The 26048-nt window shown below is 70.0% G+C and carries 29 protein-coding genes and 1 pseudogene; 7 read left to right on the forward strand and 23 right to left on the reverse strand.

Translation table 11 applies throughout. From position 1 onward, the window contains the following. Window positions 1-290 precede the first annotated feature (290 nt). Window positions 291-1745: an alkaline phosphatase PhoX gene (locus tag ACFY0U_RS16205; RefSeq protein ID WP_388635652.1), complete on the reverse strand. Its 1455-nt coding sequence runs from the start codon at window positions 1743-1745 to the stop codon at window positions 291-293. A 210-nt stretch (window positions 1746-1955) separates the two neighbouring features. After that, window positions 1956-3383 carry a hypothetical protein gene (locus tag ACFY0U_RS16210; RefSeq protein WP_388635654.1) on the reverse strand — a complete coding sequence of 476 codons (1428 nt, stop codon included), beginning with the start codon at window positions 3381-3383 and terminating at the stop codon, window positions 1956-1958. A 270-nt stretch (window positions 3384-3653) separates the two neighbouring features. Here ACFY0U_RS16210 and ACFY0U_RS16215 point away from each other — a divergent pair, with 270 nt between their 5' ends. Then, entirely contained in the window at window positions 3654-5483 is a 1830-nt protein-coding gene (locus tag ACFY0U_RS16215) for an endonuclease/exonuclease/phosphatase family protein (protein ID WP_388635656.1), read from the forward strand. A gap of 11 nt (window positions 5484-5494) precedes the next feature. Here ACFY0U_RS16215 and ACFY0U_RS16220 read toward each other — a convergent pair whose 3' ends face one another. From ACFY0U_RS16220 to ACFY0U_RS16230, 3 genes are all read right to left on the reverse strand, one after another. Then, window positions 5495-6229 carry an SRPBCC domain-containing protein gene (locus ACFY0U_RS16220; protein WP_388635658.1) on the reverse strand — a complete coding sequence of 245 codons (735 nt, stop codon included), beginning with the start codon at window positions 6227-6229 and terminating at the stop codon, window positions 5495-5497. Between the two features lie 3 nt (window positions 6230-6232). Then, the gene (locus ACFY0U_RS16225; protein WP_388635660.1) at window positions 6233-6829 is read right to left on the reverse strand and encodes an ArsR/SmtB family transcription factor; all 597 of its coding nucleotides are present in this window, start codon (window positions 6827-6829) and stop codon (window positions 6233-6235) included. Between the two features lie 109 nt (window positions 6830-6938). Further along, the gene (locus tag ACFY0U_RS16230) at window positions 6939-7640 is read right to left on the reverse strand and encodes an antibiotic biosynthesis monooxygenase (RefSeq protein WP_388635662.1); all 702 of its coding nucleotides are present in this window, start codon (window positions 7638-7640) and stop codon (window positions 6939-6941) included. 117 nt (window positions 7641-7757) lie between these two features. Here ACFY0U_RS16230 and ACFY0U_RS16235 point away from each other — a divergent pair, with 117 nt between their 5' ends. Next, complete coding sequence (locus ACFY0U_RS16235; RefSeq protein ID WP_388635664.1) at window positions 7758-8708, forward strand: YihY/virulence factor BrkB family protein; 951 nt, start codon at window positions 7758-7760, stop codon at window positions 8706-8708. Between the two features lie 104 nt (window positions 8709-8812). On the opposite strand, the pseudogene ACFY0U_RS16240 reads toward ACFY0U_RS16235, so the two are convergent. From ACFY0U_RS16240 to ACFY0U_RS16260, 5 genes and pseudogenes are all read right to left on the reverse strand, one after another. Continuing rightward, window positions 8813-8993, reverse strand: a pseudogene (locus tag ACFY0U_RS16240) (cobyrinic acid a,c-diamide synthase); the annotation flags it as partial. A gap of 30 nt (window positions 8994-9023) precedes the next feature. Continuing rightward, complete coding sequence (locus ACFY0U_RS16245; protein ID WP_388635666.1) at window positions 9024-9485, reverse strand: DUF3618 domain-containing protein; 462 nt, start codon at window positions 9483-9485, stop codon at window positions 9024-9026. Continuing rightward, the gene (locus tag ACFY0U_RS16250; protein WP_388635668.1) at window positions 9482-9892 is read right to left on the reverse strand and encodes a phage holin family protein; all 411 of its coding nucleotides are present in this window, start codon (window positions 9890-9892) and stop codon (window positions 9482-9484) included. Before ACFY0U_RS16250 ends, ACFY0U_RS16245 begins: the two co-directional genes overlap by 4 nt. 121 nt (window positions 9893-10013) lie before the next feature. Then, complete coding sequence (locus ACFY0U_RS16255) at window positions 10014-10700, reverse strand: hypothetical protein (RefSeq protein ID WP_388635670.1); 687 nt, start codon at window positions 10698-10700, stop codon at window positions 10014-10016. After that, on the reverse strand, window positions 10697-10831 hold the full coding sequence (locus ACFY0U_RS16260) for a hypothetical protein (protein WP_388635672.1): 135 nt from the start codon (window positions 10829-10831) through the stop codon (window positions 10697-10699). Before ACFY0U_RS16260 ends, ACFY0U_RS16255 begins: the two co-directional genes overlap by 4 nt. Window positions 10832-11006: 175 nt before the next feature. On the opposite strand from ACFY0U_RS16260, the gene dapA reads away from it, so the two are divergent. Next, window positions 11007-11909 carry a 4-hydroxy-tetrahydrodipicolinate synthase gene (gene dapA / locus ACFY0U_RS16265; protein WP_388635674.1) on the forward strand — a complete coding sequence of 301 codons (903 nt, stop codon included), beginning with the start codon at window positions 11007-11009 and terminating at the stop codon, window positions 11907-11909. On the opposite strand, the gene ACFY0U_RS16270 is transcribed toward dapA, so the two are convergent. Together ACFY0U_RS16270 and ACFY0U_RS16275 are read right to left on the reverse strand one after the other, a co-directional pair. Next, complete coding sequence (locus ACFY0U_RS16270) at window positions 11910-13133, reverse strand: WD40 repeat domain-containing protein (protein ID WP_388635676.1); 1224 nt, start codon at window positions 13131-13133, stop codon at window positions 11910-11912. Continuing rightward, window positions 13130-13690: a SigE family RNA polymerase sigma factor gene (locus ACFY0U_RS16275; protein ID WP_388635678.1), complete on the reverse strand. Its 561-nt coding sequence runs from the start codon at window positions 13688-13690 to the stop codon at window positions 13130-13132. The genes ACFY0U_RS16270 and ACFY0U_RS16275 overlap by 4 nt, the downstream gene beginning before the upstream one ends. Window positions 13691-13830: 140 nt before the next feature. Between ACFY0U_RS16275 and ACFY0U_RS16280 the strand changes: the two genes are divergently transcribed. After that, entirely contained in the window at window positions 13831-14346 is a 516-nt protein-coding gene (locus ACFY0U_RS16280) for a hypothetical protein (protein WP_388635680.1), read from the forward strand. Window positions 14347-14397: 51 nt separating this feature from the next. Here ACFY0U_RS16280 and dapD read toward each other — a convergent pair whose 3' ends face one another. Then, window positions 14398-15387: a 2,3,4,5-tetrahydropyridine-2,6-dicarboxylate N-succinyltransferase gene (dapD, locus tag ACFY0U_RS16285; protein WP_388635682.1), complete on the reverse strand. Its 990-nt coding sequence runs from the start codon at window positions 15385-15387 to the stop codon at window positions 14398-14400. 190 nt (window positions 15388-15577) lie between these two features. Between dapD and ACFY0U_RS16290 the strand changes: the two genes are divergently transcribed. Further along, window positions 15578-16468, forward strand: a complete 891-nt coding sequence (locus tag ACFY0U_RS16290; RefSeq protein WP_388635684.1) for a winged helix-turn-helix transcriptional regulator — start codon at window positions 15578-15580, stop codon at window positions 16466-16468. Here ACFY0U_RS16290 and ACFY0U_RS16295 read toward each other — a convergent pair. Then, window positions 16446-16994 (reverse strand): TetR/AcrR family transcriptional regulator, encoded by a 549-nt coding sequence (locus tag ACFY0U_RS16295; RefSeq protein WP_388635686.1) that lies wholly within the window; start codon window positions 16992-16994, stop codon window positions 16446-16448. The genes ACFY0U_RS16290 and ACFY0U_RS16295 overlap by 23 nt on opposite strands. Then, window positions 16994-17314, reverse strand: a complete 321-nt coding sequence (locus tag ACFY0U_RS16300) for a DMT family transporter (protein WP_388635688.1) — start codon at window positions 17312-17314, stop codon at window positions 16994-16996. Before ACFY0U_RS16300 ends, ACFY0U_RS16295 begins: the two co-directional genes overlap by 1 nt. A gap of 226 nt (window positions 17315-17540) precedes the next feature. Between ACFY0U_RS16300 and ACFY0U_RS16305 the strand changes: the two genes are divergently transcribed. Continuing rightward, on the forward strand, window positions 17541-18362 hold the full coding sequence (locus ACFY0U_RS16305) for an AbfB domain-containing protein (protein WP_388635690.1): 822 nt from the start codon (window positions 17541-17543) through the stop codon (window positions 18360-18362). A 63-nt stretch (window positions 18363-18425) separates the two neighbouring features. Here ACFY0U_RS16305 and ACFY0U_RS16310 read toward each other — a convergent pair whose 3' ends face one another. The 8 genes from ACFY0U_RS16310 to ACFY0U_RS16345 all read right to left on the reverse strand — a co-directional run bounded on the left by ACFY0U_RS16310 (window position 18426) and on the right by ACFY0U_RS16345 (window position 25074). After that, the gene (locus ACFY0U_RS16310; RefSeq protein WP_055636909.1) at window positions 18426-18758 is read right to left on the reverse strand and encodes a metal-sulfur cluster assembly factor; all 333 of its coding nucleotides are present in this window, start codon (window positions 18756-18758) and stop codon (window positions 18426-18428) included. Then, the gene (gene sufU, locus ACFY0U_RS16315) at window positions 18755-19222 is read right to left on the reverse strand and encodes a Fe-S cluster assembly sulfur transfer protein SufU (RefSeq protein WP_046261804.1); all 468 of its coding nucleotides are present in this window, start codon (window positions 19220-19222) and stop codon (window positions 18755-18757) included. Before sufU ends, ACFY0U_RS16310 begins: the two co-directional genes overlap by 4 nt. Window positions 19223-19323: 101 nt before the next feature. Next, the gene (locus ACFY0U_RS16320) at window positions 19324-20580 is read right to left on the reverse strand and encodes a cysteine desulfurase (protein WP_171140726.1); all 1257 of its coding nucleotides are present in this window, start codon (window positions 20578-20580) and stop codon (window positions 19324-19326) included. Then, window positions 20577-21341 (reverse strand): Fe-S cluster assembly ATPase SufC, encoded by a 765-nt coding sequence (sufC, locus tag ACFY0U_RS16325; RefSeq protein WP_388635693.1) that lies wholly within the window; start codon window positions 21339-21341, stop codon window positions 20577-20579. Before sufC ends, ACFY0U_RS16320 begins: the two co-directional genes overlap by 4 nt. A gap of 7 nt (window positions 21342-21348) precedes the next feature. Beyond that, the gene (locus tag ACFY0U_RS16330) at window positions 21349-21666 is read right to left on the reverse strand and encodes a bifunctional 3-phenylpropionate/cinnamic acid dioxygenase ferredoxin subunit (protein ID WP_046261801.1); all 318 of its coding nucleotides are present in this window, start codon (window positions 21664-21666) and stop codon (window positions 21349-21351) included. Continuing rightward, on the reverse strand, window positions 21666-22847 hold the full coding sequence (gene sufD, locus ACFY0U_RS16335; RefSeq protein ID WP_388635696.1) for a Fe-S cluster assembly protein SufD: 1182 nt from the start codon (window positions 22845-22847) through the stop codon (window positions 21666-21668). Before sufD ends, ACFY0U_RS16330 begins: the two co-directional genes overlap by 1 nt. A 62-nt stretch (window positions 22848-22909) precedes the next feature. Then, window positions 22910-24334: a Fe-S cluster assembly protein SufB gene (sufB, locus tag ACFY0U_RS16340; RefSeq protein WP_388635698.1), complete on the reverse strand. Its 1425-nt coding sequence runs from the start codon at window positions 24332-24334 to the stop codon at window positions 22910-22912. Further along, window positions 24331-25074 carry a helix-turn-helix transcriptional regulator gene (locus tag ACFY0U_RS16345; RefSeq protein WP_388635700.1) on the reverse strand — a complete coding sequence of 248 codons (744 nt, stop codon included), beginning with the start codon at window positions 25072-25074 and terminating at the stop codon, window positions 24331-24333. Before ACFY0U_RS16345 ends, sufB begins: the two co-directional genes overlap by 4 nt. A gap of 161 nt (window positions 25075-25235) precedes the next feature. Between ACFY0U_RS16345 and ACFY0U_RS16350 the strand changes: the two genes are divergently transcribed. Next, a complete protein-coding gene (locus tag ACFY0U_RS16350) occupies window positions 25236-26048 on the forward strand; it encodes an aminoglycoside N(3)-acetyltransferase (RefSeq protein WP_388635702.1) in 813 nt (270 codons plus the stop codon).

Below are 26048 nucleotides of genomic sequence, written 5' to 3' on the forward strand. Positions count from 1 at the left end.
CCCACCATGAGCTGCGCCTCCCGAGATCAAGTCGGCTGCGGCATCGGATTCTTTTTGGAGAAGAAGTAGCCGCGGCCCGCGCACCGGGAGGTGCATGAAGTTGTGGTGTCCAGAGTTCAGGTCGGCGGAACCGACATTAGGTGCTCTGCCTCTGAGCTACACCGGCACGTGGTACCGGTGGCGGGATTCGAACCCGCGGCCTCCCCATTAAGAGTGGAAGTAGGTCCTGCCTTCGCACCTGGACGTTCATCACTCTAGGAGGGAGGCCGCGGAACGGGCGAGCGAATTAATTACCCGCGCTTCTGGCGCTTCCAGGGACCGGTGATGGCGAGCATGATTCCGGGCGTCTGGATGTTGGCGTACAGGGTGCGGCCGCTGGGCGAGAAGGTGACGCCGGTGAACTCGCTGTACTCGGGCTCGTCCTCGGTGCCGATGTTGAGTTCGTTGCGGGCGATGGGGTAGGTGCGGCCGCTGTCGGTGGCGCCGAACAGGTGCTGGACGCCCTCGCCGTCCTCGGCGATGACGAGGCCGCCGTAGGGGGAGACGGTGATGTTGTCGGGGCCGTCGAAGGCGCCGTCCTTGGACGGGTCGGGGTTGACGCCCAGCAGGACCTTCAACGTCAGCGTGCGGCGCTTGGGGTCGTAGAACCAGACCTGGCCGTCGTGCTGGACGGGGCTCTCGTCACGGGCGTACGAGGAGACGATGTAGGCGCCGCCGTCGCCCCACCACATGCCCTCCAGCTTGCGGGCGCGGGTGATCTCACCGGCGGCGAACTGCTTGCGGACGGGGACGGTCTTCGCGTCGCGGTCGGGAACGTCGATCCAGTCGACGCCGTAGACCGTGCCGATCTTCGTGGCGCGGGAGAGGTCGTCGACGAACTTGCCGCCGGCGTCGAAGCACTTGGGCGCCTGGAGGACACCGGCGTCGTCGGCGAGGGCGCGGAACTTGCCGCGGCCGTACGCGAAGCCCTTCGGCGGGGTCCAGCGGAAGAGCAGGCCGTTGGGGCTCGCGGCGTCCTCGGTGAGGTAGGCGTGGCCGCGCTTGGGGTCGATGACGACGGCCTCGTGGTCGTAACGGCCGAAGAACTTCAGGGGCTTGGGGTTCTTGTTGGCCCGGCGGTCGATGGGGTCGACCTCGAAGACGTAGCCGTGGTCCTTGGTCATGCCGTTGGTGCCGGCCCGGTCGGAGTTCTCCTCGCAGGTGAGCCAGGTGCCCCAAGGGGTGCTGCCGCCCGCGCAGTTGGTGGAGGTGCCGGCGATGCCGACCCACTCGGCGACCTGTCCGTCGGGGCGCACCTCGACGACCGTGCAGCCGCCGGACGCGGCGGGGTCGTAGACGAGGCCCTCGGTGAGCGGCACGGGGTACTTCCAGTTGGCGCGCGGGCCCTTGAGCTCATGGTTGTTGACGAGCAGGGTGGTGCCGCGCGGGCCCGCGAAGGTGGCCGTGCCGTCGTGGTTGGAGGGCGTGATCTCGCCCGACTCCAGCTTGGTCTTCCCGCTGTAGGTGATGACGCGGTACTTGAACCCGGCGGGCAGCGCGAGGATGCCGTCGGGGTCGGGCAGGAGCGGTCCGTACCCGACGCCGCCGTGTCCGCGGGCGATGTCCGACTCCTCGCCCACGCTCTCGGTGTCGGTGGACGCGAGGGCGTTCGGCGCGGTGGCGAGGGCGCCGACGCTGCCCGCCAGCGCGACCCCGGCACCGGTGATCGCGGATTTCGTGGCGAAGTCCCTGCGGGTGAGCGACATGGTGTCTCCTGTGTGGCGGTGGGTGTGCCGTGGAGGGTGGCGGACCTCGGGTCGGCGCCACGTTCCCGCCCATGCCTGAACACCAGTTGAATAACGGGCAGACTCAGCGGACCGGCTTCGATGAACCGCCACCGGTCACCGCGACGCCCCGAAAGGGGCGCACCGGATCCGCGCGATCAGCCACACCCGACCCGCACCCGCGGCACGGGCTCAACCCCCTTGCTGCGACCGCGCCTTGAACGCCGCCTTCCGCGCTTCCTTCGCGATCTTCTTGTCCGGATGCAGGCGCCCCATCGCCTCCAGCACATCCGCGGTCGCCGGGTGATCCACCCGCCAGGCCGCCGAGAAGAATCCGCTGTGCTGCTGTGCCAGCCCCTCGACCAGGGCCCTCAGCTCGTCGGAGTTCCCTTCGGCCGCCAGCTGCGCGGCAACCGTGTCCACGGTCAGCCAGAAGATCATCGACTCGGACGGCGGCGGAACGTCGGACGCGCCCCGCTCGCTCAGCCAGACCCGGGCCAGACCACCGAGCTCCGCGTCGTCGAGCACTTCCCGCAGGGCGGGCTCGGCGGCGGCGCCCACCAACGACAGCGCCTGCTGACACCGCAGCCTGCGCAGTGGCGCGCCCGTGTCCGCGCCCCGGGCCGCCGCGAGCAACTCCCGCGCCGCGGCGAGGGGTTCGCGGCGGGCCAGCCACTGCTCGGTCTCGGCCTGCGCGGCAGCCGGCGGGAAGTGGGCGGTGCCGTCGAGGAGCGCGTCCGCACCCTTGTCGGCGAGGTCCCCGACCGCGGGCGCCGAGAAGCCGGCCTCCAGCAGCCGCGCCCGCAGCCCGTACATCCCGAGCGGGGTGAGCCGGACCATGCCGTACCGCGACACGTCGGTGTCGTCGACCGGTGCGGCCGGCTCCTCGTCGGCGTCGGCCATGAGCGCCTCGTCGACGGGCTGGTACTCGACCAGACCGACCGGCTCCAGCAGCCGGAACTGGTCGTCGAGGCGCATCATCGCGTCGGAGACCTGCTCCAGGACGTCGTTGGTGGGCTCCCCCATGTCGCTGGGCACGATCATCGAGGCGGCGAGCGCCGGCAGCGGCACGGGTCCGTCGCCGGGCCCCTCCTCGTTGACGGTCAGCAGATACAGATTGCCGAGCACGCCGTCGAGGAACTCGGCCTCGGCCTCCGGGTCCCAGTCCACCGAGGAGAGGTCGAGTTCGCCGCTCTCGTCCATGGCGCCGACCAGGTCGTCCAGGTCCGGCACGCTCGCGTCGGCGAGCACCGTCTCCAGCGCCGTCAGCCACACGGCGAGCACGTCGTGCGGCGCACCACCGGTGAGCAGGGCGAGCTCCTCGCCCGCGGCGACGGTGCCCTCTTCCTCGTCGGCGATCTCGACGAGTCCGGTGTCGACGGCGACCCGCCAGGCCTCGCTCGCGTAGGCGGCGGCGTCGTCCCCGGTCAGACCAAGCAGCTCGGCGGCGGCGGGCAGCTGCTCCTCGACGAGCTCGCCGCCCGCGTCGACGCGGGTGTCGGGGCCGGCCCAGCGGGCGAGCCGGGCGGCCCGGGACAGCAACGGCGTGGACAGCGCGTCCCGCGCCAGCTCCGCTTCGGGGTGCAGCCGCACCGGCGGCAAGGGGGAGCTGTCTGACATCGGCTGGTTCTCCTAGAGACACGTCGTGACCACTCAGCCGCTCAGCCTAGACGGATTTCCACCCATGCCGCCCGGTTCATCTACCCGTAGGGCCGTGTACATGGCCGAAACCTTGACAAGTGGCCTGACCAGGCAGGAGATTACGCGCGTAGAAATCTGCTGGACATCTGTTCACTGTAATTTCTACGCGCGTCGCACCGCCCCACCGGTTCGGCTCCCACACGTTTCACCCTCGTCCCGGCGCCCACGCACGTCCCCGGAGGGATCCCGTTGCCGAGCAAGTCCTCTGCGCGCCTCGCCGCGCTCACCGTCGCCGCTGTCTGTTCCGCGGCGTCCACCATCGTCCTGACCTCCCCCGCGCACGCGGACTCCGTGGCCATCCACGACATCCAGGGCACCACGCGCATATCCCCGTACGCGGGCAAGGCCGTCACGGACGTGTCCGGAATCGTCACCGGCATCCGCACCTACGGCTCCTCCAGAGGCTTCTGGATCCAGGACCCGAACGCCGACGACAACCCGGCCACCAGTGAGGGCGTCTTCGTCTTCACCAGCTCCACCCCGAAGGGCGTCGCCGTCGGCGACCTCGTCACGGTGTCGGGCACGGTCACGGAGTTCGTCCCGGCAGGCGCCGCCTCCGGCAACCAGTCGATCACCGAGATCACCAGGCCGACGTTCACCGTCGTCTCCAGCGGCAACGCCGTCCCGGCCGCCACGGTCATCAGCGCGACGTCGGTGCCGGCCGCGTACGCCCCGGCGGGCGACAGCGCCGCGGGCAACTCGATCAACGGCCTGACGCTGGAGCCGTCGAAGTACGCCCTGGACTACTACGAGTCCCTGGAGGGCGAGAACGTCCAGGTCGCCGACGTGCGCGTGACCGGTGCCACCGACCCGTTCACCGAGCTGTGGGTCACGGTGAAGCCGCGCGAGAACGCCAACCGCCGCGGCGGCACGGTCTACGGCTCCTACGAGTCGCAGAACACGGGCCGCATCCAGATCCAGTCCCTCGGCGCGACCTCCGCCTTCCCCAAGGCGAACGTCGGCGACGTCCTGGAGGGCGCCACCGCCGGCCCGCTGGACTACAACCAGTTCGGCGGCTACACCCTCGTCGCCAACACGATCGGCACGCTGAAAAGCGCCGGTGTGGCCCGGGAGACGACCGAGAAGCAGAAGAAGGGCGAGCTCGCGGTCGCGACGTACAACGTCGAGAACCTCGACCCGTCCGACGCCACGTTCGAGGAGCACGCCGCCGCGATCGTGCACAACCTCCAGTCGCCCGACATCGTGTCCCTGGAGGAGATCCAGGACAACAACGGCGCGACCAACGACGGCACGGTCGCCGCCGACCAGACGGTGCGGAAGCTGATCGACGCGATCGTCGCCGCGGGCGGCCCGGCGTACGACTGGCGTTCCATCGACCCGGCGAACGGCACCGACGGCGGCGAGCCCGGCGGCAACATCCGCCAGGTGTTCCTCTTCAACCCGGAGCGGGTCTCCTTCACCGACCGCGCGGGCGGCGACGCCACGACGGCGGTCGGCGTGACGAAGGAGAAGGGCAAGGCGGCCCTCACCGTCTCCCCCGGCCGTATCGACCCGGCCGACGCGGCCTGGACGAACAGCCGCAAGCCGCTGGTCGGCGAGTTCGTCTTCCGTGGCAAGACGGTCTTCGTGATCGCCAACCACTTCAACTCCAAGGGCGGCGACTACGCTCTGACCTCGCAGTACCAGCCGGTGCCGCGCAGCTCGGAGACCCAGCGCCACCTCCAGGCGACCGCGGTGAACGCCTTCGTCAAGGACATCCTGGCCACCCAGAAGAACGCGGACGTCATCGCCCTCGGTGACATCAACGACTTCGAGTTCTCCGACACCGCCAAGATCCTGGAGACCGACGGCGCGCTCTGGTCGGCGATCAAGTCGCTGCCGAAGAGCGAGCGTTACTCGTACGTCTACCAGGGCAACGCCCAGGTCCTGGACCAGATCCTGGTCAGCCCCTCGATCCGGAAGTCCTGCGACTTCGAGTACGACAGCGTGCACGTCAACTCGGAGTTCAACGACCAGATCAGCGACCACGACCCGCAGGTGCTGCGCTTCGAGCCGTAGGTCCCTCGGTCTCAGGACTGGTTGAACACCCTGTTCAGCCAGTCCTGCCAGGCGGCTTCGCAGTCCTTGATGTCGTCACCCGGCGTGAAGTCGTGCAGGGAGATGCCGACCGGGTAACCCCAGTGGTTGCGCCCGAAGACGCGGGTGAGACCCCGGTCGGTGCGCAGCCCGATGAAGTAGGGGTTGCGGAAGTCGACGACGGCGTCGAACTCGTCGGGCCCATGGACCCTCACCGAGGTCCCGGCGGTCACGCCCTCCCCGACCCCGAGCGCCCGCGCGACGGTCTCGAGCGCGTCCGCGGCCTTCGACGCCTCAGGTCCGTCGAAGGTCGCGAAGGCGGCCGGCCGGGGCGCGAAGTGGGTGAGGTACTCGCGCAGGGTGTGCAGATAGAAGTCGGTGTGCTTGGCGGCACCGTCGTACTGGTTGTCCCAGTCGTCGACGAAGATCCCGCTGTGCACGTACCGCACCCAGGCCCGGCGCCCCTCGTCGCGGGCCTCGATGGTGTAGTCGAGCTGGTTCGCGGTCTGCTCCGCGATCCCCTCGACGTTCTCGACCCGGTTGGTGTAGCGGTGGGGCGGGTCCCAGGCGGTGACGGTGGACCCGAAGGGCCCCTTGCCGCCGACCTCGGGCTCCGGCGGCTCCATCGGCCACAGATAGCCGCCGGTGCCGGTGGTGACGGCGTCCCACACCTGCTGCGGGGTGGCGTCGACCTCGAACTCGCGGGCGATCTCGAACTCTTTGGACATGGTCTACTCCAACTCGGTCTGCTTGAGGGTGGGATGGACGGCCACGACGATCCGGTGGTCACGGCCGCCGTCGGCGTCGGGAGCGTCGTACTTGCGGATCAACGCGCTCACACCGGCCGTCAACTCCTGGATGAACGCGGCCCGTTCGGCGGCGGAGGCGAAGCGCACCTCGCCGTCCAGCGCGTAGGTGGCGAGCCCCTTGCGCGCCTTCGTCGCCCCGGTGATCAACGCACCGACGTCCCGCACCAGCCGGGCGCCGAGCGCCAGCAGCCAGCGCGCGGAGAGCTGGTCGCGGAACCGGTCCGGGTCCGGCTGGACGGCGGCGAGCGCGAGCGGCGAGATGACGTACGACGCGGCGGTCGCCCGCATCAGCCGCTCGGTGACATTGCCCTTACGGCGTTCCCCGGCCAGCTCGACCAGGCCGTGCCGCTCCAGCGCCTTGAGGTGGTAGTTCACCTTCTGCCGGGGCAGCCCGACCTTGCCGGCGAGCATCGCCGCCGACGCGGGTCCGGCGGCGAGCTCGGCGAGCAGCCTCGCCCTTATGGGGTCCAGCGAGACGGCTGCGGCCTCGGGGTCCTCGATCACGGTCACGTCCAGCATGCGTCCAGAGTCTCACCGAAAACTTTTCTTGTCCAGGAGGGAAGAGTTTTCGGTGAGAGGCCGCATGGACCCCATGGACCCCATGCAGCCCATGGACCCTCCAGTCGGGTCACTCAGGCACGAGTCCCAGCGCGTGGTCGTACCGGCTGACCGTGCTGCTCTTGAACCCCGGCCAGGTATGGACGCGCTCCCAGAGGGCGCTCGCCGAGCCGATGCCGTCCCCGGGTGCGGCCATGGCGTCGATATGGGCCTGGGCGTTCTCCCACCCGGCGTAGTTCAGGACGCGGGTGCCGTCGGTGCTCACGTGGAAGTGACCGAAGATGCCGGCGGGGTGGGCATCGGGCTCGCTCTCCAGCGCCTCGAACACGGCGTCCACCCAGGCGCGCTGCCGCTCCGGATCGGGTCCCTCGAACTCCACGTCGACGATCACGACGCACCCCGGCACCCGGGTGTCGCCCTCCCGGACGCGGCCTCGGTAGTGCCGGTAGCGGCCGAGCCACAGGCGCTCGATGCCGGGCACGGCGGTGTCGATCTCGTCGACCCGCTCCTGCCGGTGTGTCTTGACGAAGGCCTCGTACGCCGCCTCGCTCGTCCACTGCGAGTGGTGGAGCAGCGTGCTGCCGTCATGGCCGAGGTAGACGTGGTACGAGCGCAGATCGGGGGTCGGCCAGGGCCTGCGCTCCCAAGTGCGGGCGATGGCCTCCGCCGTGTCCCGCTGCCGCTCGGGGGTGCCCACGCGCCAAGTGCTGAAGAAGGGGGCGCCGACACGGGGGTCGGTCAGGTCGGGGTGGTCGTCGGTACGACGGGTCATGGCGTACTCCCTCACTCGCGATCGCTCGCGATCGGTGTACGCCCCACCCTCCAACCTCAACCAAGATTCAGGTCAAGCCCGCGCTTGGTCACGGGAATTCGGGAGACCCGCCTGGTCATGGCCGACAAGGACAGTCCCTCCGATTTGCCCGCGCGTTCCTGGCGGGCGGTGCTGCGGCGCACGGTGAAGGAGTTCCTGGACGACGAACTCTCCGACCGGGCGGCCGCGTTGACGTACTACGGCGTGCTGTCGCTGTTTCCCGCGCTGCTCGTGCTGGTGTCCCTGCTGGGGGTGGTGGGGCAGAGCGCCACGGACAAGATCCTCGACAACATCGGGGACCTGGCCCCGGGTCCGGCGCGGGACATCCTGCGGGACGCGGTGGTGCAGCTGAGCGACACGGGAGGCACGGGGAGCGTGCTCGCGATCCTCGGACTGCTGGCGGCGCTGTGGTCCGCGTCCGGTTACGTCGCGGCGTTCATCCGTACGTCCAACGCGGTGTACGACCTCCCCGAGGGCCGCCCGGTGTGGAAGCTGACGCCGCTCAGGCTGATCCTGACCGTGGCCCTGATGCTGATGCTCGCCGCGAGCGCGTTGATCGTGGTGTTCACCGGCCCGCTGGCGGAACGGGCGGGCACGGCGATCGGGCTGGGCGACGCGGCGATCACCCTGTGGGGCATCGCCAAATGGCCGGTCCTGTTGATCCTCGTGGTGCTGATGATCGGCCTGCTCTACTGGGCCGCCCCCAACGTCCGCGGCCGCGGCTTCCGCTGGATCTCCCCCGGCAGCTGCCTCGCCACCCTCATCTGGCTCGCCGCCTCCGCCGGCTTCGCCCTCTACGCGGCCAACTTCGGCTCCTACAACAAGACCTACGGCACCCTCGCCGGCGCCATCGTCTTCCTCGTCTGGCTCTGGCTCTCCAACCTCGCCATCCTCCTCGGCCTCGAATTCGACGCCGAACTCGCCCGAGAACGAGCCATCACCGACGGCCGCCCCCCGACGGAGGAACCGTACGTGCAGCCGCGGGACACCCGAAAATGGCCCCCGAAGTGGCGAGCGACGCAGGAGTAACGGCCACAGGCCGAGGGCCGAGCCTCCGAGGCCCACACCTTTCAGCCGACCCGACACTCAAGCACGAACCCGCAGGCCTCGCCCCTCAACGCCGGCCCAGGTCATCTCAGCCCGTCCGGCGTTTGAGGACGAGGCCCCTTCAGGGCCGAAGCGGGGGTCCGGGGGCGCAGCCCCCGGGGATGGGACGGGTAGGGGCGGCGGGGGCGAAGAACAGCCCGGCGCGCACCCCCACCCACCCGACACCAGGACGCCAAGACGCCAAGACGCCGACCGGGCTGCACTCACCCGGCCGGCGTCCCACAACTCCCCGCTCCGCTACCGCCCGTTCCGCCGCCGCAGCACCTCCTCCGCGACCACGACTCCCACCACCGCCCCCACGATCAGCACAGGCCGCGGATGCCGCAGCCCCGCCTGGACGACGGTACGAACAGGACGCGGCACACTGTGCTCGACCGCATGCCCCGCATGACTCGCCTTGTCCTGCACCGTATGCCCGACCCCGCTCGCCCTGCCCTGCACGGCATGCCCCGCCCGACTGGCCCGGTCCTGCACCGCATGCCCGGCCTGCGCCGCACTGCTGCGCAGCTGCACGGTCATCGCACCGGCCTTGTCCCGGAGATCCGCGGCCCGCGCCATGGCCCGCCCCTTCACATCCGCCTTGCCCGCCAACTCCTCGACCGTGTCGCCGAGTTGCCCCCTCGTCTCCTCGATCTGCCGACGCAGCTCCTCAGGACCCTTGGCCCCGCCCGCCACGCCCGGTGTCATCTTGTCCGTCATCGGTGTGCCCTTTCCCTGATCTCCTCGACATCGGCCCTGACGCTGCCGAGGGTCTCCTCGGGCGTGGCAGGCGCGGCACGGCGCAACTGGGCGCGCCCACGAGCGGCAAGCACGGCCGCGATCACGAACAGCACCGCCGTCACGATGAGCGCCGCGGCCCAGACGTCCAGCGCCAGCGAGAGCGCGGCGGTCGCGGTACCGGCCAGAGCCAGCAGACCGGCGTAGGCGAACGCGCCGGCGGCACCGAGCAGCCCGCCGCCGCGGCCGACACGTCGGCCCTTCTCGGTCAGCTCCTCCTTGGCGAGGGCCACTTCCTGTCGTACGAGCTGGGAAAGCTGTTCGGTGGCCTGTCCGACGAGTTCACCCACGGAGTGCTGCTCTGGACTGGGGGCCGTGGAGTGGGTCACGATGCCGCCTCCTCTCTGTGTTCGGAGCAGACGAGTACCCGGTTGCGGACCCCGCACGCGCTACTTCGCGGGTTCGGTCCGCGGCCGCGTCATGGCTGGTCGCACCGGACCGCGCACCCCTTCAGAGTGCGTCACCCGTACCACCTTCGCCCCGCTCCCCCAGCTTCGCCAGCTGACTCTGGAACCAGTCCAGTCGCGCCTGGAGAAGAGCCGCCTCCGCGGCCAGCTCGGGTACGCCGAGGCCGTCGGCCGCAACGTCCGCCACCGCCGCCCCACTCCCCGCGACGACCCGCAGCCCGTCCCCGGCCAGCCGCGCGAACGACGCGAGCGAGACGGACGTACGGCCCCGCAGACACCCCGCGCACGAGGGCGCGAGCGCGCGCCAGCCAGGGCGGCCCCAGCCGGCGTCGGCCAGGGCGGAGGCGACCGTGCCGCAGGTGCAGGGGCCCACGGTGGCCACCCGGATCCGCTGGCGGGCATAGCGGAAGCCGAGTTCGAAACGGAGGTAGCGGCCGATGACCGAGACCTCCAGCAGGACGGCCGCCCGGTGCTCGGCCGTGCAGAGCAGCGCCTCGGCCGTCGAGCGGTCGTGCACACAGTGGAAGCCGCAGTCGCAGCGTCGGTGCGGCGCCTGGTGCCGCAGGCCGTAGACGCAGGACGCGTCGGCCACGACTCCGTACGGCAGCGCGCCGCCCAGCGACACACCGGTGAACCCGGCCCGGGTGCCGTCGTGGGACAGCACCGGGTGGGCGATCTTGTATCCGGTCGGCGGCTCCGTCGGACGTTCCTCCGGAAGCCGCAGCCTCATCGGGCGGCCGGGACCTCTTCGGGCGCCTTCAGTTCCTTGATCTCTTCCGGAAGTTCGAGTTCGGGTGCCTGCTCGTGTGCCTGCGGCCGCTCTTCCGCGACTCCGGTGGCGAGTGCTTTGCCGAGCTTCATGACGCCTCCCATGACCAGGGGCCGATGACCGTCCTGGCCATGGTGACCCATGAAGTGCCGATTTGGACATAGGGCCCTGTCGGCGCCCACCACCAGCAACCTCTCAGCAATACTTATCAATACTTCGCAGAAAAATTAAGTGGAGCTTCACGATGGCCCTGCCGAGACTACTCCCATGACGTACTCCCCTCCCTCCGACCCTCCCTTCGGCCGCGCCCTCTGCGCCATGATCACCCCCTTCACCGAGAGCGGCGCGCTCGACCTCGACGGTGCCCAGCGGCTCGCGGAACGGCTGGTGACACAGGGCTGCGACGGGCTGGTCCTCTCCGGGACGACCGGCGAGTCGCCCACGACGACGGACGCCGAGAAGGCGGAGCTCGTACGGGCGGTGCGCGAGGCGGTGGGCGAGCGGGCGTCGGTCGTGGCGGGCGTCGGCACCTTCGACACCCGCCATACCGTCGCACTCGCCCTGGCGGCCGAAAAGGCGGGCGCGGACGGCCTGTTGGTGGTCAGCCCGTACTACAGCAGGCCCCCGCAGGAGGCGATCGAGGCACACTTCCGCCAGATCGCGGACTCCACCGGCCTGCCGATCGCGCTGTACGACATCCCGGGCCGCACCGGCACCCGTATCGAGCCCGACACCCTGATCCGCCTCGCGGAGCACCCCCGGATCGTGGCGGTGAAGGACTGCTCCTACGACTTCCTCGCGGCCCAGAAGGTCATCTCCCGCACGGAGTTGGCGTACTACGCGGGCTGCGACGAGCACAACCTCGCGCTGTACGCGGTGGGCGGCGCGGGATATGTGAGCACGGTCGCCAACGTCGTCCCCGCCCAACTCCGCGCGGTCCTCGACCTGTTCGACGCGGGCGACACGACGCGGGCGGCCCGCCTCCAGCAACGCGCCACGCCCCTCATCGAGTTGACGATGTCGGCGGGCCTGCCCGGCACGGTCACCGTGAAGGCCCTCCTCAACGACCTCGGCCTGCCCGCGGGCCCGGTCCGCGCACCGCTGCTGCCCGCCGACCGGGGGACGGTCGACGGGCTGCGGGCGGCCTACGAGGAGCTGACGGACGGCTGATCAGCGCTCGGCGAAGACGGGCTCCCACGGCTCCTGTCCGGTCTCCGGATGCTCACGGACGCCGCTCAGCGGTACGACCTTGTGGCTGCCGATCGTGACCAGCACGAGCCGGTCCTTGTACGGCTCGGAAGGACCGGCGGCCCGCTCCCAGGCGATGAGCCGCTGGTCGTCGGCCCAGGCGAGCAGTTCGGCGCCACGGACTTTGGTGATCTCCTTGCCGGTGAGGGGATCCTTGATGAAGGAGAGCGACTGGCCGGGCAGGGTCCCCCCGGCGATGGCGGGATCGTTCACCTCGGCCAGGCCGAGGGCGGCCAGCTTGCCGTTCGGGGACAGCCTCGCGGGCACGTCCCAGCGCAGGTACTTCTCGTTCGCGGGTGCGGCGGTCTCCTCGCCCGACAGGTCGTAGTACGTCGGCCGGACGAGGGTGCTGAGACCTCCCCCGGCCGCGAACAGGTGCTTGTTGTCACGGGTGAAGGCGAAGTCGGCGCGGCCCCCCACGGAGGTCGTGACCCGGTGCCAGACACCCCCGCCCCTCCCGGCCTGGTCCAGGAGGAGGAACCCGGTCCGGCTCACCCTGTGCATGGCCGTCCACTCGCCCTCGCTCTTGTCGAGCGAGTCGGGGTGCTCGGAGTACGTCGTGGCGACCAGCTCGGTCCCGTCGCTCGAGAACGCCAGCCCTGCGACCCCGTGCGCGACCGGGATCCACCGCTCGACCTCCCCCGTCGCGAGGTCGAGCAGCCCGATCCGCTCGGCGGGCAGGGTCCGCTCCAGCACGGCGGCGGTCTTCAGGCCCGGTGCCACGGCGACGAAGGACCACCGGGTGTCCTTCTTGTACTTTCCGGTGTCGGGATCGAGCAGCCAGTAGGTCCGCTCCCGGGTCGCCTCGTCCTCGCTCTTCGCCACGAGCCGCGTCGTGTAGTAGGCGGCGAGCGCCGAGCGCCCGGCCGCGATCAGGTCGCTCGGCGGCGACTGGCCGGGGTGGGCGCTGACCCCGTCCCCCTGCGTGACAGTCGCGGGGCGTACGTCGTCGCGTCCTTCGTTCAGCATCGGCACCGCCACGCTCACGGCGACCACGGCCGCGGTGGCGGCGGCGACGCACACGAGCCTGCGGGTACGGCGGCGCCGGCGCACGGCCAGCACCCGGTCGGCGAACCCCGGGCCCGCCGACGCCTCTTCGACGGCCAGCTCCCGCAGGGAGTCACGCACGAGTTCCTCGACGTTCACGGACGTACCTCCACGGGTGTGTAGTCATGGGCCGGCGGCTGCCGGACGTCCTCGCCACCGCTCAGAGCGGCCAGTTCGGGCGCGAGGGCGCGCAGCCGGGCGAGCGAACGGTGGGCGGTGGACCGTACGGTGCCGACGGAACAGCCCAGGATGCGGGCCACGTCGGCTTCGGGCAGGTCCTCGAAGTAGCGCAGCACCAGCACGGTGCGCTGCCGCGCGGTGAGCCGGGCGAGCGCGCCGCGCATCACGAGACGCAGTTCGGCGGCGGACGAGGCGTCCGCGTCCGCCCGTCCCTCCGGCGGCTCGGCGACGCTCAGCTCACGTCTGGGCCACTTCAGCCGCCAGCGGCTGATCTGCTGCCGGTAGAGGATCTGCCGTACGTACGCCTCGGGTTCGTCGATGCGGTGCCAGCGGCCGGCCGCCTTGATCAGCGCGTTCTGCAACAGGTCCTCGGCGGTGTGCCGGTCCCCGCCGCTGAGCAGCACGGCCGTCTTCAGCAGCGCGGACGACCGGTGCTCCACGAACTCCCGGAAGCTGTCCTGCGCTTCGGCATCCATCGTCACCTTCTCTTCCCCCGGGGCGGACCCGACGTCCACCCCCTGTGCCCCTTCTGACGCGCGGGACCGCACCCCGCTATGTCTGCGCGTACGAGAAAATTCCACCGCCCCACCGGGACCACCTCCCGTACGGTGACCCGATGAGCCGCCCGCGCCCCCGCCCGCTCCTCTTCCTCGACGTCGACGGCCCCCTCAACCCGTACGCGGCGAAGGCCCAGCGCCGCCCCGAGGGCTATACGACGATCAGGGCGACCCTGCGCCCGGGCCGCCCCCTGCGCGTGTGGCTCAACCCCTCCCACGGCGCGGCCCTCCTCGCGCTCCCCTACGACCTGTGCTGGGCGACGACCTGGATGGACGCGGCCAACCGCTGGATCGCCCCGGTCATCGGCCTCCCGGCGCTCCCCTACGTCGACTTCGGCGACTCCCTGCTCGCCCTCCGCCCCGACGGGATCCACTGGAAGACGGAGGCGATCGTGGCGTACGCCGAGGGGCGCCCCTTCGCCTGGGTGGACGACGAACAGAGCCCGGCGGACGCCGAGTACGTGACCACCCACCACTCAGCCCCCGCCCTCCTCCACCACGTCGACCCCCGACTCGGTCTGCGCGAGGAGGACTTCAGGGCCCTGACGGCGTTCGCGGCGACGCTGCGGACATGAGCGAGCGCCCTCCCGCACTCGGCGGAAGGGCGCTCACCGTGCCGCGGGACGTCAGTTGTGGCTGTGCAGGATCTCGTTCAGCCCGCCCCACACGGCGTTGTTCGGCCGGGCCTCGACCGTGCCGGTGACCGAGTTGCGGCGGAAGAGGATGTTGGAGGCGCCGGAGAGCTCACGGGCCTTGACGATCTGGCCGTCGGGCATGGTGACGCGGGTGCCGGCGGTGACGTAGAGACCGGCCTCGACGACGCACTCGTCGCCGAGCGCGATCCCGACGCCCGCCTCGGCGCCGATGAGGCAGCGCTCGCCGATGACGATCCGGACGTTGCCGCCACCGGACAGCGTGCCCATGGTCGAGGCGCCGCCACCGATGTCGGAGCCGTCGCCGACCACGACACCGGCGGAGATACGGCCCTCGACCATCGACGTGCCGAGCGTGCCGGCGTTGAAGTTGACGAAGCCCTCGTGCATGACGGTGGTGCCCTCGGCGAGGTGGGCACCGAGCCGCACCCGGTCGGCGTCGGCGATGCGGACGCCCTTGGGCGCCACGTAGTCCGTCATGCGCGGGAACTTGTCGATGGAGGTCACCTGGAGGTGCAGCCCCTCGGCGCGGGCATTGAGCCGTACCGTCTCGACGGCGTCGACCGCGACCGGGCCCAGCGAGGTCCAGGCGACGTTGGCGAGGAGGCCGAAGATGCCGTCCAGGCTCTGGCCGTGCGGCTTGACCAGGCGGTGGGAGAGCAGGTGCAGGCGCAGGTAGGCGTCGTGCGTGTCGATCGGCTTCTCGTCCAGCGAGGAGATGACCGTACGGACCGCGACCACCTCGACGCCACGCCGGGCGTCCGTCCCGATCGCCTTCGCGGCACCCTCGCCGAGCAGCTCCACGGCCCGCTCGGCGGACAGCCGCTCGGTACCGGACGGTCCGGCCTCCGCGGTCAGCTCGGGTGCGGGGAACCAGGTGTCGAGAACAGTGCCGTCGGCGGCGATCGTGGCGAGGCCGGCGGCCACGGCGCCGGTGGTGCGAGAAGCAGTCGTGTCGGTCATGAGGGCAACCTAACCGCCCCACAGCCACGGAGGCCAACCAGCCGCGGAGGTGTCTCAGGTGCCGAACCGCCGCGCCGGGCCGGAACGGGGCCTGAGCACGGGCAACGGCGGCCACTCCCCCTGAGTCTCTTTTGGGAACGTACGGAACGTAGGCTGTCGGTGCGACGACGTGCGAAGGGACGGTACGCCCATGGCCCGCAGGACGAGCCTGGAGGACTCCAGCTGTGCCATCGCCCAGGCCCTGGACGTCGTGGGCGACTGGTGGACGCTCCTGATCGTCCGCGACACCGCCCGCGGCGTGCACCGCTTCGACGACCTGCAACGCGAACTCGGTCTGTCCCGCAAGGTCCTCACCGAGCGCCTGCGCCTCCTCGTCGAGGCGGACGTCCTCACCAAGGTCCCGTACCAGGACCGCCCCGTACGCCACGAGTACCGCCTCACCCCCCGCGGCCACGCCCTGCTCCCCGTCCTGGTCGCCCTCCAGGACTGGGGCGACACCTGGGTCCTCGGCGACGGGTCCGGCGCCACGACGGCCACCGCGGCGGAGGCGTCCACGGAGGCCCGCCGCGTCCACGAACTCGTCGGCACCGAGGTCCCGGACCTACGGCTCCTCGACGACCACGGCCGGCCCCGCGATCCGATCGCCGAGAGCACCCCCTACACCGTCCTGTACTGCTTCCCCGGCGCCTACGCCCGCCCCGACGCCTACCCCCCGGGCTGGTCCGACATCCCCGGCGCCCCCGGCTGCACCCTGGAGTCCCGCACCTACCGCGACCGGCACGCCGAGTTCACCGAGGCCGGCGCCACCGTGCACGGTGTCTCCACCCAACGCCCCGACGAGCAAAGGGACTTCGCGACCGAAGAGGGCCTGCGCTTTCCCCTGCTCTCCGACGCCGGCCTCGACCTCATCGCCGCCCTGCGCCTGCCGACGTTCCGCGCGGCGGGCGCGAGCCGGCTCAAGCGGCTGACGCTGGTCGTCGACCGCGAGCGGGTCGTACGGGCCGCGCAGTACCCGGTGACCGACATCGCGGGAAGCGTCGAAGCCGCCCTGTCGGCCATCAGCGCGCTCCGGAAGGAATGACGCGCCCCAGCACGTCCCGCGCGTACGCCTCGTCGTACACCCCGTCCGTCAGCAGCACCTGTAGACAGATCCCGTCCATCAGCGCCACCAGCGCCCGCGCCGTGACCGCGTCGGTGCGGCGGGCCAGTCGCTCGGCGAGGTCCTCGGCCCACTCCGCGGCGACCGGCCGCAGCGCGGGCCGGCGCAGGGCGGCGAGATAGAGCTCGCACTCCAGCTCCACACCGGTACGGTCACCCGCGAGCCACTCACCCAGCAGACCGGCGAGTTCGGTGGCCAGGTCCGCACCCCGGTCCTCCAGGCCGCCCCGCGCCACGACCACCTTGGCGAACCCCTCGTTGGCCTGCCGCAGCGCGGCGACCATCAGCTCGTCGAGGGTCTTGAAGTGGTACGTCGTCGAGCCGAGCGGCACATCGGCCTCGGCGGCGACGGAGCGATGGCTCAGCCCGGCGAGGCCATGACGGCCCACGACCCGGATCGCCGCGTCGATGATCCGCTGCCGCCGCTCGGGGTCGTAGCGCCGGGCCATCAGTGCGCACCGCCCAGGTTCAGCACGACCACCCCGGCGATGATCAGCAGGATCCCGGCGGCCTTGGCGACGCTCATCCCCTCCCCGAGGAACGTGAACCCGATCGTGGCGATCACCGCGGTGCCGACGCCGGCCCAGATCGCGTAGGCCGTACCGACGGACACGGTCTTCAGCGTCTGCGCGAGCAGCGCGAAGGCCAGGGCGTACCCGAGGACGGTGAGCAGCGACGGCAGCAGCTTGCTGAAGCCGTCGCTGTACTTCATGGCGGTCGTCGCGGCCACTTCGGCGGCGATGGCTCCGGCGAGCAGCGCGTATCCCATGTGTACGAGTGTACATAACGCGCTCGCACAGGGGCGCCGGCCGCTGTCACCGGCTCTCTTCCGGGAAAGCCGTGGCGGAGCCGTTGAGGAAACGATGTGGAAACCGCTCGCACAAACGGCTGCTCGAAGAGTGTCAGGTCCACTACTGTGCGATCTGCTTCACCGTTCATCTACCGCGCCGTCACGGCTGCGGCCTCCCCCATGGGCTCCGCCAGAGGAACCGCGCATGCCAGAAACCAAGTCCCAGCCTCCACATGACCGACCGTGGGAGACCGGCTGGGCACCCGACACCTCCCGGGCGCCGGGAACCCGCCGTCTCTATCTGGCCGCCGCGCTCGCCGTGGCCACGATCGTCGCCTGTGTCACGGCGATATCCATGACGGACAGCCCTCCTGACGCCGTGGCCAAGTCGGCGCCCCCCTCGGACGGCGGGACGATACCGGGCCTGGCCGGCTACGCCAGCCCGTCCGACACCACGACGCTCCCCCCGAAGGGCAAAAGCGGCCTGGCGACCTCCGAGGAGACCACCTCCGCACCGCGCCAGCAGGGATCCGCCCCCTCGCCCGCCCCTGACCCGACCTCCAAGTCCCCCTCGGCCAAGCCGAGTTCGTCACCTCCGAAGGTGGCGATCAAGTGGCGCTCGGTCAACTCGGTCAACTACCCGGACCGCTACTGGCACGTGAGCGGCGGCTATGTGAAGCTCGACCCGGTCCGCGGCCCGGAGTCCCGCGAGGACTCCACCTTCAAGCTGGTCAAGGGCCTTGCGAACAGCTCCTGTTACTCCTTCGCCACCCACGACGGCAAGTACCTGCGCCACCGCAGCTTCGTCCTGGTCGCCGATCGCGGTGACGGCTCGTCCCTGTTCAAGCAGGACGCGACCTTCTGCTCCCGCCCGTCCTCGGTGTACGGCGCGGTCATGCTGGAGTCGGTGAACTACCCGGGCCGCTTCCTGCGCCACCGGAACTTCCAGCTGAAGCTGGACCCGTACCAGCACAGCGAACTGTACCGCGCCGACTCGGCGTTCCAGCTGGTGGACGGACTGGCCTGAGCCACACGCACGAAAACGGCGACGCCCCAGGGGACGTCGCCGTTTCTGCGTTCGCGGTGGGTCTCAGACGTTGAACCCGAGCGCACGGAGCTGCTCACGCCCGTCGTCCGTGATCTTGTCCGGGCCCCACGGCGGCATCCAGACCCAGTTGATGCGCAGCTCGTTGACGAGGCCGTCCGTGGCGGACTTGGCCTGGTCCTCGATGACATCGGTCAGCGGGCAGGCCGCCGAGGTCAGGGTCATGTCGATCGTCGCGATGTTCGCGTCGTCGATGTGGATGCCGTAGATGAGGCCGAGGTTGACGACGTCGATGCCCAGCTCGGGGTCGACCACGTCGTACAGGGCCTCGCGGACCTCCTCCTCGGAGGCCGGCTTCATCTCCACGGTGTCGCTCATGCGGTCTTCCTTTCGGCGTCGGCCCCGCCCAGGGCCTGGGCCGTCGCGTCCTTCCACGCCATCCAGCTGAGGAGGGCGCACTTGACCCGGGCCGGGTACTTGGAGACACCGGCGAACGCGACCGCGTCCTCCAGCACCTCCTCCATGGCGTCGTCGGGCTCGATCTTGCCCTTGGACTGCATCAGCTCCAGGAAGGTCTCCTGGATCTTCCGCGCCTCGGCGAGGTCCTTGCCGACGAGGAGGTCGTTCAGCACGGAGGCGGAGGCCTGGCTGATCGAGCAGCCCTGCCCCTCGTACGAGATGTCCGCGATCTGCTCGCCGTCGTACTTCACGCGCAGCGTGATCTCGTCGCCGCACGTCGGGTTGACGTGGTGCACCTCGGCGTCGCCATCCCGAAGACCGCGCCCGTGCGGGTGCTTGTAGTGGTCCAGGATGACTTCCTGGTACATCGAATCCAGCTTCACGACAACTAACCTCGCGTCCCATCGTCCGTGGCGTGGTCTCTCGGCCGGGGGTCCGGGGGTTGTCCCCCGGGATAGCACAGCACGGTCTCAGCTCACGCCCTTCAGCCGAAGAAGTTCCGTACATGCTCCAGCCCGTCGACCAGAGCGTCGATCTCGGCCGGCGTGGAGTACAGATAGAACGACGCTCGCGTGGTCGCAGGAATTCCGTAGCGCAGGCAGACCGGGCGGGCACAGTGGTGACCGACGCGGACCGCGATGCCCTGCTCGTCCAGAACCTGGCCCACGTCGTGCGGGTGGATGTCGCCGAGCGTGAAGGAGATCGCCGCGCCCCGGTCCTCGGCCGTCGTCGGGCCGATGATCCTGAGGTCCGGGACCTCGCCGAGCCGCTTCACCGCGTACTCGGTGAGCGCGTGCTCATGGGCGAGGATCTTGTCCATGCCGATCGAGTTCAGGTAGTCGATCGCCGCGCCCAGACCGACCGCCTGCGCGATCGGCGGGGTGCCCGCCTCGAACTTGTGCGGGGCGGGAGCGTAGGTCGACGAGTGCATCGACACGGTCTCGATCATCTCGCCGCCGCCGAGGAACGGCGGCAGGTCCTCCAGCAGCTCCTGGCGGCCCCACAGGACACCGATGCCGGTCGGACCGCACATCTTGTGGCCGGTGAAGGCCACGAAGTCGGCCTGGAGGGCCTGCACGTCCAGCGGCATGTGCGGAGCGGCCTGCGAGGCGTCGATGCAGACGAGCGCACCCACCTCCTGCGCACGGCGCACTATCGCCTCGACGGGGTTCACGGTGCCCAGGATGTTGGACACCAGCACGAAGGAGACGATCTTCGTCTTCTCGGTGATGATCTCGTCGATGTTGGAGAGGTCGAGACGGCCGTCGTCGGTCAGGCCGAACCACTTCAGCTTCGCGCCCGTGCGCTGCGAGAGCAGCTGCCACGGCACGATGTTGGAGTGGTGCTCCATCTCCGTGATGACGATCTCGGTCTCGTGGTCCACGCGGTAGGGCTCGTCCGCCCAGCCCAGCATGTTCGCCACGAGGTTGAGCGACTCGGAGGCGTTCTTGGTGAAGATCACCTCGTCGCGGGAGGGCGCGTTGATGAACGACGCGACCTTGTCCCGCGCGCCCTCGTACAGCGCCGTGGCCTCCTCGGCGAGCACATGCACACCGCGGTGGACGTTGGCGTTGTAGCGCTCGTAGTACTCGTTCAGGGCGTCCAGGACCTGGCGCGGCTTCTGCGAGGTCGCCGCGTTGTCCAGGTACACGAGCTTCTTACCGTCGTGGACCTGGCGGTCCAGGATGGGGAAGTCCTTGCGGATCGCCTCTGTGTCGAGGAGGCCCGGCAGCTGTGTCACGCGGATGCGCCACCCTTCACGTACTTGTCGTAGCCCTCGGCCTCGAGCTGGTCGGCGAGCTCCGGGCCGCCGGACTCGGCGATACGGCCGTTCGCGAACACGTGCACGTGGTCGGGCTTGATGTAGCGCAGGATGCGCGTGTAGTGCGTGATCAGCAGGGTGCCGACCTCGCCGGTCTCGCGGACGCGGTTGACGCCCTCGGAGACGATACGAAGGGCGTCGACGTCCAGACCGGAGTCCGTCTCGTCGAGGATCGCGATCTTCGGCTTGAGCAGTTCGAGCTGGAGGATCTCGTGGCGCTTCTTCTCACCGCCGGAGAAGCCCTCGTTGACATTGCGCTCGGCGAAGGCGGGGTCCATGTTGAGGCGCTGCATGGCCTCCTTGACCTCCTTGACCCACAGGCGGAGCTTGGGGGCCTCGCCGCGGATGGCGGTGGCGGAGGTGCGCAGGAAGTTGGAGACCGAGACGCCGGGGACCTCGACCGGGTACTGCATCGCCAGGAACAGGCCCGCGCGGGCGCGCTCGTCGACGGACATCTCCAGGACGTCCTCGCCGTCGAGGGTGACGGTGCCGCCGGTGATCGTGTACTTCGGGTGGCCCGCGAGCGAGTAGGCGAGGGTCGACTTGCCGGAGCCGTTGGGGCCCATGATGGCGTGCGTCTCGCCCTGCTTCACGGTCAGGTCGACGCCCTTGAGGATCTCCTTCGTGGCGTTGTCGGCCTCGACGGTGACGTGCAGGTCGTGGATTTCAAGCGTTGCCATGGGTTCCTCAGGACTCCTGGGTGAGGGAGACGAGCACGTCGTCCCCTTCGATCTTTACGGGGTATACGGGGACGGGGCGCGTCGCGGGAAGGCCGGACGGCTTGCCGGTACGGAGGTCGAACGCGGAGCCGTGCAGCCAGCACTCGATCTGGCAGTCCTCCACCTCGCCCTCGGAGAGCGAGACGTTCGCGTGCGAGCAGATGTCGTTGATCGCGAACACCTCGCCCTCGGTGCGGACGACCGAGACCGGCGTGCCGTCGAGTTCCACCCGCTTCGGGGTGTCCTCCTCCAGCTCGCTCAGCCCACAGGCGCGTACGAACGTCATCAGACGGACGCCTCCAGCTCCTCGTCGATCTTCACGAGAAGGCGTTCCTGGATGTCGTCGACACCGATCTGCTGGACCAGCTCGGCGAAGAAGCCGCGGACCACCAGGCGACGGGCCTCGTCGGCCGGGATGCCCCGGGCCATCAGGTAGAAGAGCTGCTCGTCGTCGAAGCGGCCGGTGGCGGAGGCGTGTCCGGCGCCCACGATCTCGCCGGTCTCGATCTCCAGGTTCGGCACCGAGTCGACCCGGGCGCCGTCCGTGAGGACGAGGTTGCGGTTCAGCTCGTAGGTGTCCGTGCCCTCGGCCTTGGCCTCGATGAGCACGTCGCCGATCCACACGGCGTGGGCGCCCTCGCCCTGGAGCGCGCCCTTGTAGGCCACGTTCGACTTGCAGTGCGGGGTGTTGTGGTCGACCAGGAGGCGGTGCTCCTGGTGCTGGCCGGCGTCCGTGAAGTACAGACCGAAGAGCTCGGCCTCGCCACCGGTGCCGGCGTAGGCGACGCGCGGGTGGAGGCGGACGAGGTCGCCACCGAAGGTGACCACGAAGGACTTGAAGGTGGCGTCCCGGCCGATCAGCGCGTTGTGCTGCGCCACGTGCACGGCCTTGTCGTCCCAGTCCTGGACGGAGACGACGGTCAGCTTGGCACCGTCGCCCAGGAGGTAGTCGACGTTGGCGGCGAGGACGGCGTCACCGGTGTGGTCGATGACGACGACGGCCTCGGCGAAGGCGCCCAGCTCGATCACCTGGTGGGCGAAGGCGGTGCCGCCCTCACCGTGCACGGCGATCCGGATCGGCTCGGTGAGGACCGTCTCCTTGGGGACGGTGATCACACCGGCCTTCTCGAACGCCGAGTAGGCCTGGGCGGCGATGCGGTCCACCGGGGTGCCCGCCTTGCCGAGGCGGGCGTCGTCACGGTCGACGGTCTCGACCGTGACGCCCGCGGGCGCCTCGACGTCGACCTTCAGGCCCCCGTCGGTGGCGACGGCGGTGCCGTCGTGCAGCCCGCGCAGGCGCTCCAGCGGGGTGAACCGCCACTCCTCCTCGCGGCCGTGCGGGACCGGGAAGTCCGCCACGTCGAAGGACGGCGGCGCGCTCATGCGCGTCGCGACGGTCGACTCGGCGGCAACGGCCACCGCGCCGGCGGTGGTGGACCCCACCGGGATGTTCTGAGCCTCAGCCATGGCTGTCGGTCTGCTCTCTTCCTGCGTCAGATTTCGCTAGCTGCTTTACAGAAGACCGGGTCTTAGCCGACCGCGCCTTCCATCTGCAGCTCGATCAGCCGGTTGAGCTCCAGCGCGTACTCCATCGGGAGCTCCTTCGCGATGGGCTCGACGAAGCCGCGCACGATCATGGCCATCGCCTCGAACTCGGTCATGCCCCGGCTCATCAGGTAGAAGAGCTGGTCGTCGCTGACCTTGGAGACGGTCGCCTCGTGGCCCATGGACACGTCGTCCTCGCGGACGTCCACGTAGGGGTACGTGTCGGAGCGGGAGATGGTGTCCACCAGCAGCGCGTCGCACAGCACGTTGGACTTGGAGCCGTGGGCGCCCTCGCCGATCTCGACGAGACCGCGGTAGGACGTACGACCGCCACCGCGCGCCACCGACTTGGAGACGATGTTGGAGGAGGTGTTCGGCGCCATGTGGACCATCTTGGAGCCGGCGTCCTGGTGCTGGCCCTCGCCCGCGAAGGCGATGGAGAGGGTCTCGCCCTTGGCGTGCTCGCCCATCAGGTAGACGGCCGGGTACTTCATGGTGACCTTGGAGCCGATGTTGCCGTCGATCCACTCCATGGTCGCGCCCTCGTACGCCACGGCGCGCTTGGTGACCAGGTTGTAGACGTTGTTCGACCAGTTCTGGATGGTCGTGTAACGGCAGCGGGCGTTCTTCTTGACGATGATCTCGACGACCGCGGAGTGCAGCGAGTCCGACTTGTAGATCGGGGCCGTACAACCCTCGACGTAGTGCACGTAGGCACCCTCGTCGACGATGATCAGGGTCCGCTCGAACTGGCCCATGTTCTCCGTGTTGATACGGAAGTAGGCCTGGAGCGGGATCTCCACGTGGACGCCCGGCGGCACGTAGATGAAGGAGCCGCCGGACCACACCGCGGTGTTCAGCGACGCGAACTTGTTGTCGCCGACCGGGATGACGGTGCCGAAGTACTCCTTGAAGAGCTCCGGGTGCTCCTTCAGGGCGGTGTCGGTGTCGAGGAAGATGACGCCCTGCTCCTCCAGGTCCTCGCGGATCTGGTGGTAGACGACCTCGGACTCGTACTGGGCCGCGACACCGGCGACGAGGCGCTGCTTCTCCGCCTCGGGGATGCCGAGCTTGTCGTACGTGTTCTTGATGTCCTCGGGCAGGTCCTCCCAGGACTCCGCCTGCTTCTCCGTGGAGCGCACGAAGTACTTGATGTTGTCGAAGTCGATGCCCGAGAGGTCCGAGCCCCAGTTCGGCATGGGCTTCTTGTCGAACAGACGCAGGCCCTTGAGACGGAGCTTGGTCATCCACTCCGGCTCGGACTTCTTCGCGGAGATGTCCTTGACGACGTCCTCGTTGATGCCGCGTCGCGCGGAAGCACCGGCAGTGTCGGAGTCCGCCCAGCCGTATTCGTACTTACCCAGGCCCTCGAGCTCGGGGTGGGCAGTCTCCTCGATGGGGAGAGTCATGCGGGGTTCCTCCCGGCCGTGCTTGCAGATGCGTTATGTGTGGTGTGGGAAATCTTTGGGATGAACGTCGTGCAGACGCCGTCACCGTGCGCGATGGTCGCCAGTCGCTGGACGTGCGTTCCGAGCAGCTGGGAGAAGATCTCGGTCTCCGCCTCGCAGAGCTGCGGGAACTTTTCCGCGACGTGGGCGACGGGGCAGTGGTGCTGGCACAGCTGCTCGCCGACCGGTGCGCTGCGCGCCGTAGCAGCGTACCCGTCCGCGCTCAGGGCCTTGGCCAGGGCTTCGGTGCGCTCCTCGGGGGCGGCGGCCTCGATGGCCTCGCGGTACGCGGTGGCCTGCTCGGCGATCCGCGCGCGGGCGAAGGCCACGACGGCCTCGTCCCCGCCGAACCGCTCCGCGATCCAGCGCAGAGCGTCCGCGGCGAGCTTGTCGTAGGACTGGTCGAAGGCGTCACGGCCGCAGTCGGTGAGCGCGAAGACCTTGGCGGGACGCCCCCGCGTCCGCGCGCCGTAGACCTTCTGCTCGCGTGCCTCCACGACGTCGTCGGCGACCAGTGCGTCGAGATGCCTGCGGACGGCGGCCTGGGTCAGGCCGAGGCGGCCGGCCAGCTCTGCGACGGTCGAGGGCCCGTGGTCCAGGATGGACCGCGCGACCCGGTTGCGCGTCGAGCGCTCACCGGTCGCGAGCTCCTCGTTCAGGGCCCCCGTGGGGGTCTCCTGAGCCTCGCCGACGTTTTTCACAACACCATTGTTGCGTAATTCCTCAGAGCCGGGCAACCCACGCCGGGACCGATCCACGGTGCGGTGCGTCACTTAGGTAAAGCTAACCTGACCTGCGGAAACGATCTTTGATCGATCAATTCGGTGGCATCGCCGGGCCCCTTCCGGGACACTCCAGCACCATGGCCATACCCCCTCCGACCGGCCCTCTTGTCACCCGCGGCACCGTCGCCGCGCAGGTGCGCGAGCTGGGCGTCCGGGACGGCGAGATCCTCCTCGTCCACTCCTCCCTGAAGTCGCTCGGCTGGGTCTGCGGAGGACCCGTGGCCGTGGTCCAGGGACTGCTCGACGCCCTCGGCCCGGACGGCACCCTCGTGGTCCCCACCCAGACCGGCGACCTCTCGGACCCCGCCCTGTGGGCGAACCCACCGGTGCCCGAGGAGTGGTGGGACACGATCCGCGCCGCCATGCCGCCCTACGACCCCCAGGTCACGCCCTCGCGCGGGGTCGGCGTCCTCCCGGAGACCGTGCGCACCTGGCCGGGCGCCCAGCGCAGCGCGCACCCGCAGACGTCGTTCGCGGCGATCGGCGGCCGCGCCGCCGAGGTCGTCGACGGACACGCGACCGACTGCCGCCTCGGCGAGCACAGCCCCCTCGCCCGCCTCGAAGCCCTCCACGCGCGCGTGCTCCTGCTCGGCGCCGGCTACGACACATGCACGAGCTTCCATCTCGCCGAGTACCGCATCCCCTCGCCCCTGGTGAAGGTGGGCCGCCCGGGCCCGGCCGGCTGGGAGACGGTGACCGAGGTGTCGATCACCTCGGAGCGGTTCGACGAGCTCGGGCACGACTTCGAGCGGGACCGTCCCGTCGTACGGGGGACGGTGGGCGCGGCCGACGCACGGCTGTTCCCGGTGGCCGACGCGGTGGCCTACGCCGAACGGTGGCTGGCGGTGCACCGGCCCCGTGAGGAGGAGATCCTGCACCCGCCCGTCTGA

This window comes from Streptomyces sp. NPDC001536 (assembly GCF_042894505.1).
Taxonomy (GTDB): Bacteria; Actinomycetota; Actinomycetes; order Streptomycetales; family Streptomycetaceae; genus Streptomyces.

Excerpts from the sequence above, each read along its gene's own strand:
- sufD (WP_388635696.1), bottom strand. The coding sequence starts at position 22,847 with ATGGCTGAGGCTCAGAACATCCCGGTGGGGTCCACCACCGCCGGCGCG.
- sufB (WP_388635698.1), bottom strand. The coding sequence starts at position 24,334 with ATGACTCTCCCCATCGAGGAGACTGCCCACCCCGAGCTCGAGGGCCTG.
- ACFY0U_RS16210 (WP_388635654.1), bottom strand. The coding sequence starts at position 3,383 with ATGTCAGACAGCTCCCCCTTGCCGCCGGTGCGGCTGCACCCCGAAGCG.
- dapA (WP_388635674.1), top strand. The coding sequence starts at position 11,007 with ATGACGTACTCCCCTCCCTCCGACCCTCCCTTCGGCCGCGCCCTCTGC.
- ACFY0U_RS16330 (WP_046261801.1), bottom strand. The coding sequence starts at position 21,666 with ATGACGTTCGTACGCGCCTGTGGGCTGAGCGAGCTGGAGGAGGACACC.
- ACFY0U_RS16205 (WP_388635652.1), bottom strand. The coding sequence starts at position 1,745 with ATGTCGCTCACCCGCAGGGACTTCGCCACGAAATCCGCGATCACCGGT.
- sufC (WP_388635693.1), bottom strand. The coding sequence starts at position 21,341 with ATGGCAACGCTTGAAATCCACGACCTGCACGTCACCGTCGAGGCCGAC.
- ACFY0U_RS16255 (WP_388635670.1), bottom strand. The coding sequence starts at position 10,700 with ATGAGGCTGCGGCTTCCGGAGGAACGTCCGACGGAGCCGCCGACCGGA.
- dapD (WP_388635682.1), bottom strand. The coding sequence starts at position 15,387 with ATGACCGACACGACTGCTTCTCGCACCACCGGCGCCGTGGCCGCCGGC.
- ACFY0U_RS16235 (WP_388635664.1), top strand. The coding sequence starts at position 7,758 with ATGGCCGACAAGGACAGTCCCTCCGATTTGCCCGCGCGTTCCTGGCGG.
- ACFY0U_RS16300 (WP_388635688.1), bottom strand. The coding sequence starts at position 17,314 with ATGGGATACGCGCTGCTCGCCGGAGCCATCGCCGCCGAAGTGGCCGCG.
- ACFY0U_RS16295 (WP_388635686.1), bottom strand. The coding sequence starts at position 16,994 with ATGGCCCGGCGCTACGACCCCGAGCGGCGGCAGCGGATCATCGACGCG.
- ACFY0U_RS16310 (WP_055636909.1), bottom strand. The coding sequence starts at position 18,758 with ATGAGCGACACCGTGGAGATGAAGCCGGCCTCCGAGGAGGAGGTCCGC.
- ACFY0U_RS16350 (WP_388635702.1), top strand. The coding sequence starts at position 25,236 with ATGGCCATACCCCCTCCGACCGGCCCTCTTGTCACCCGCGGCACCGTC.
- ACFY0U_RS16220 (WP_388635658.1), bottom strand. The coding sequence starts at position 6,229 with ATGTCCAAAGAGTTCGAGATCGCCCGCGAGTTCGAGGTCGACGCCACC.
- ACFY0U_RS16305 (WP_388635690.1), top strand. The coding sequence starts at position 17,541 with ATGCCAGAAACCAAGTCCCAGCCTCCACATGACCGACCGTGGGAGACC.
- ACFY0U_RS16230 (WP_388635662.1), bottom strand. The coding sequence starts at position 7,640 with ATGACCCGTCGTACCGACGACCACCCCGACCTGACCGACCCCCGTGTC.
- ACFY0U_RS16280 (WP_388635680.1), top strand. The coding sequence starts at position 13,831 with ATGAGCCGCCCGCGCCCCCGCCCGCTCCTCTTCCTCGACGTCGACGGC.
- ACFY0U_RS16260 (WP_388635672.1), bottom strand. The coding sequence starts at position 10,831 with ATGAAGCTCGGCAAAGCACTCGCCACCGGAGTCGCGGAAGAGCGGCCG.
- ACFY0U_RS16245 (WP_388635666.1), bottom strand. The coding sequence starts at position 9,485 with ATGACGGACAAGATGACACCGGGCGTGGCGGGCGGGGCCAAGGGTCCT.
- ACFY0U_RS16225 (WP_388635660.1), bottom strand. The coding sequence starts at position 6,829 with ATGCTGGACGTGACCGTGATCGAGGACCCCGAGGCCGCAGCCGTCTCG.
- ACFY0U_RS16290 (WP_388635684.1), top strand. The coding sequence starts at position 15,578 with ATGGCCCGCAGGACGAGCCTGGAGGACTCCAGCTGTGCCATCGCCCAG.
- ACFY0U_RS16275 (WP_388635678.1), bottom strand. The coding sequence starts at position 13,690 with ATGGATGCCGAAGCGCAGGACAGCTTCCGGGAGTTCGTGGAGCACCGG.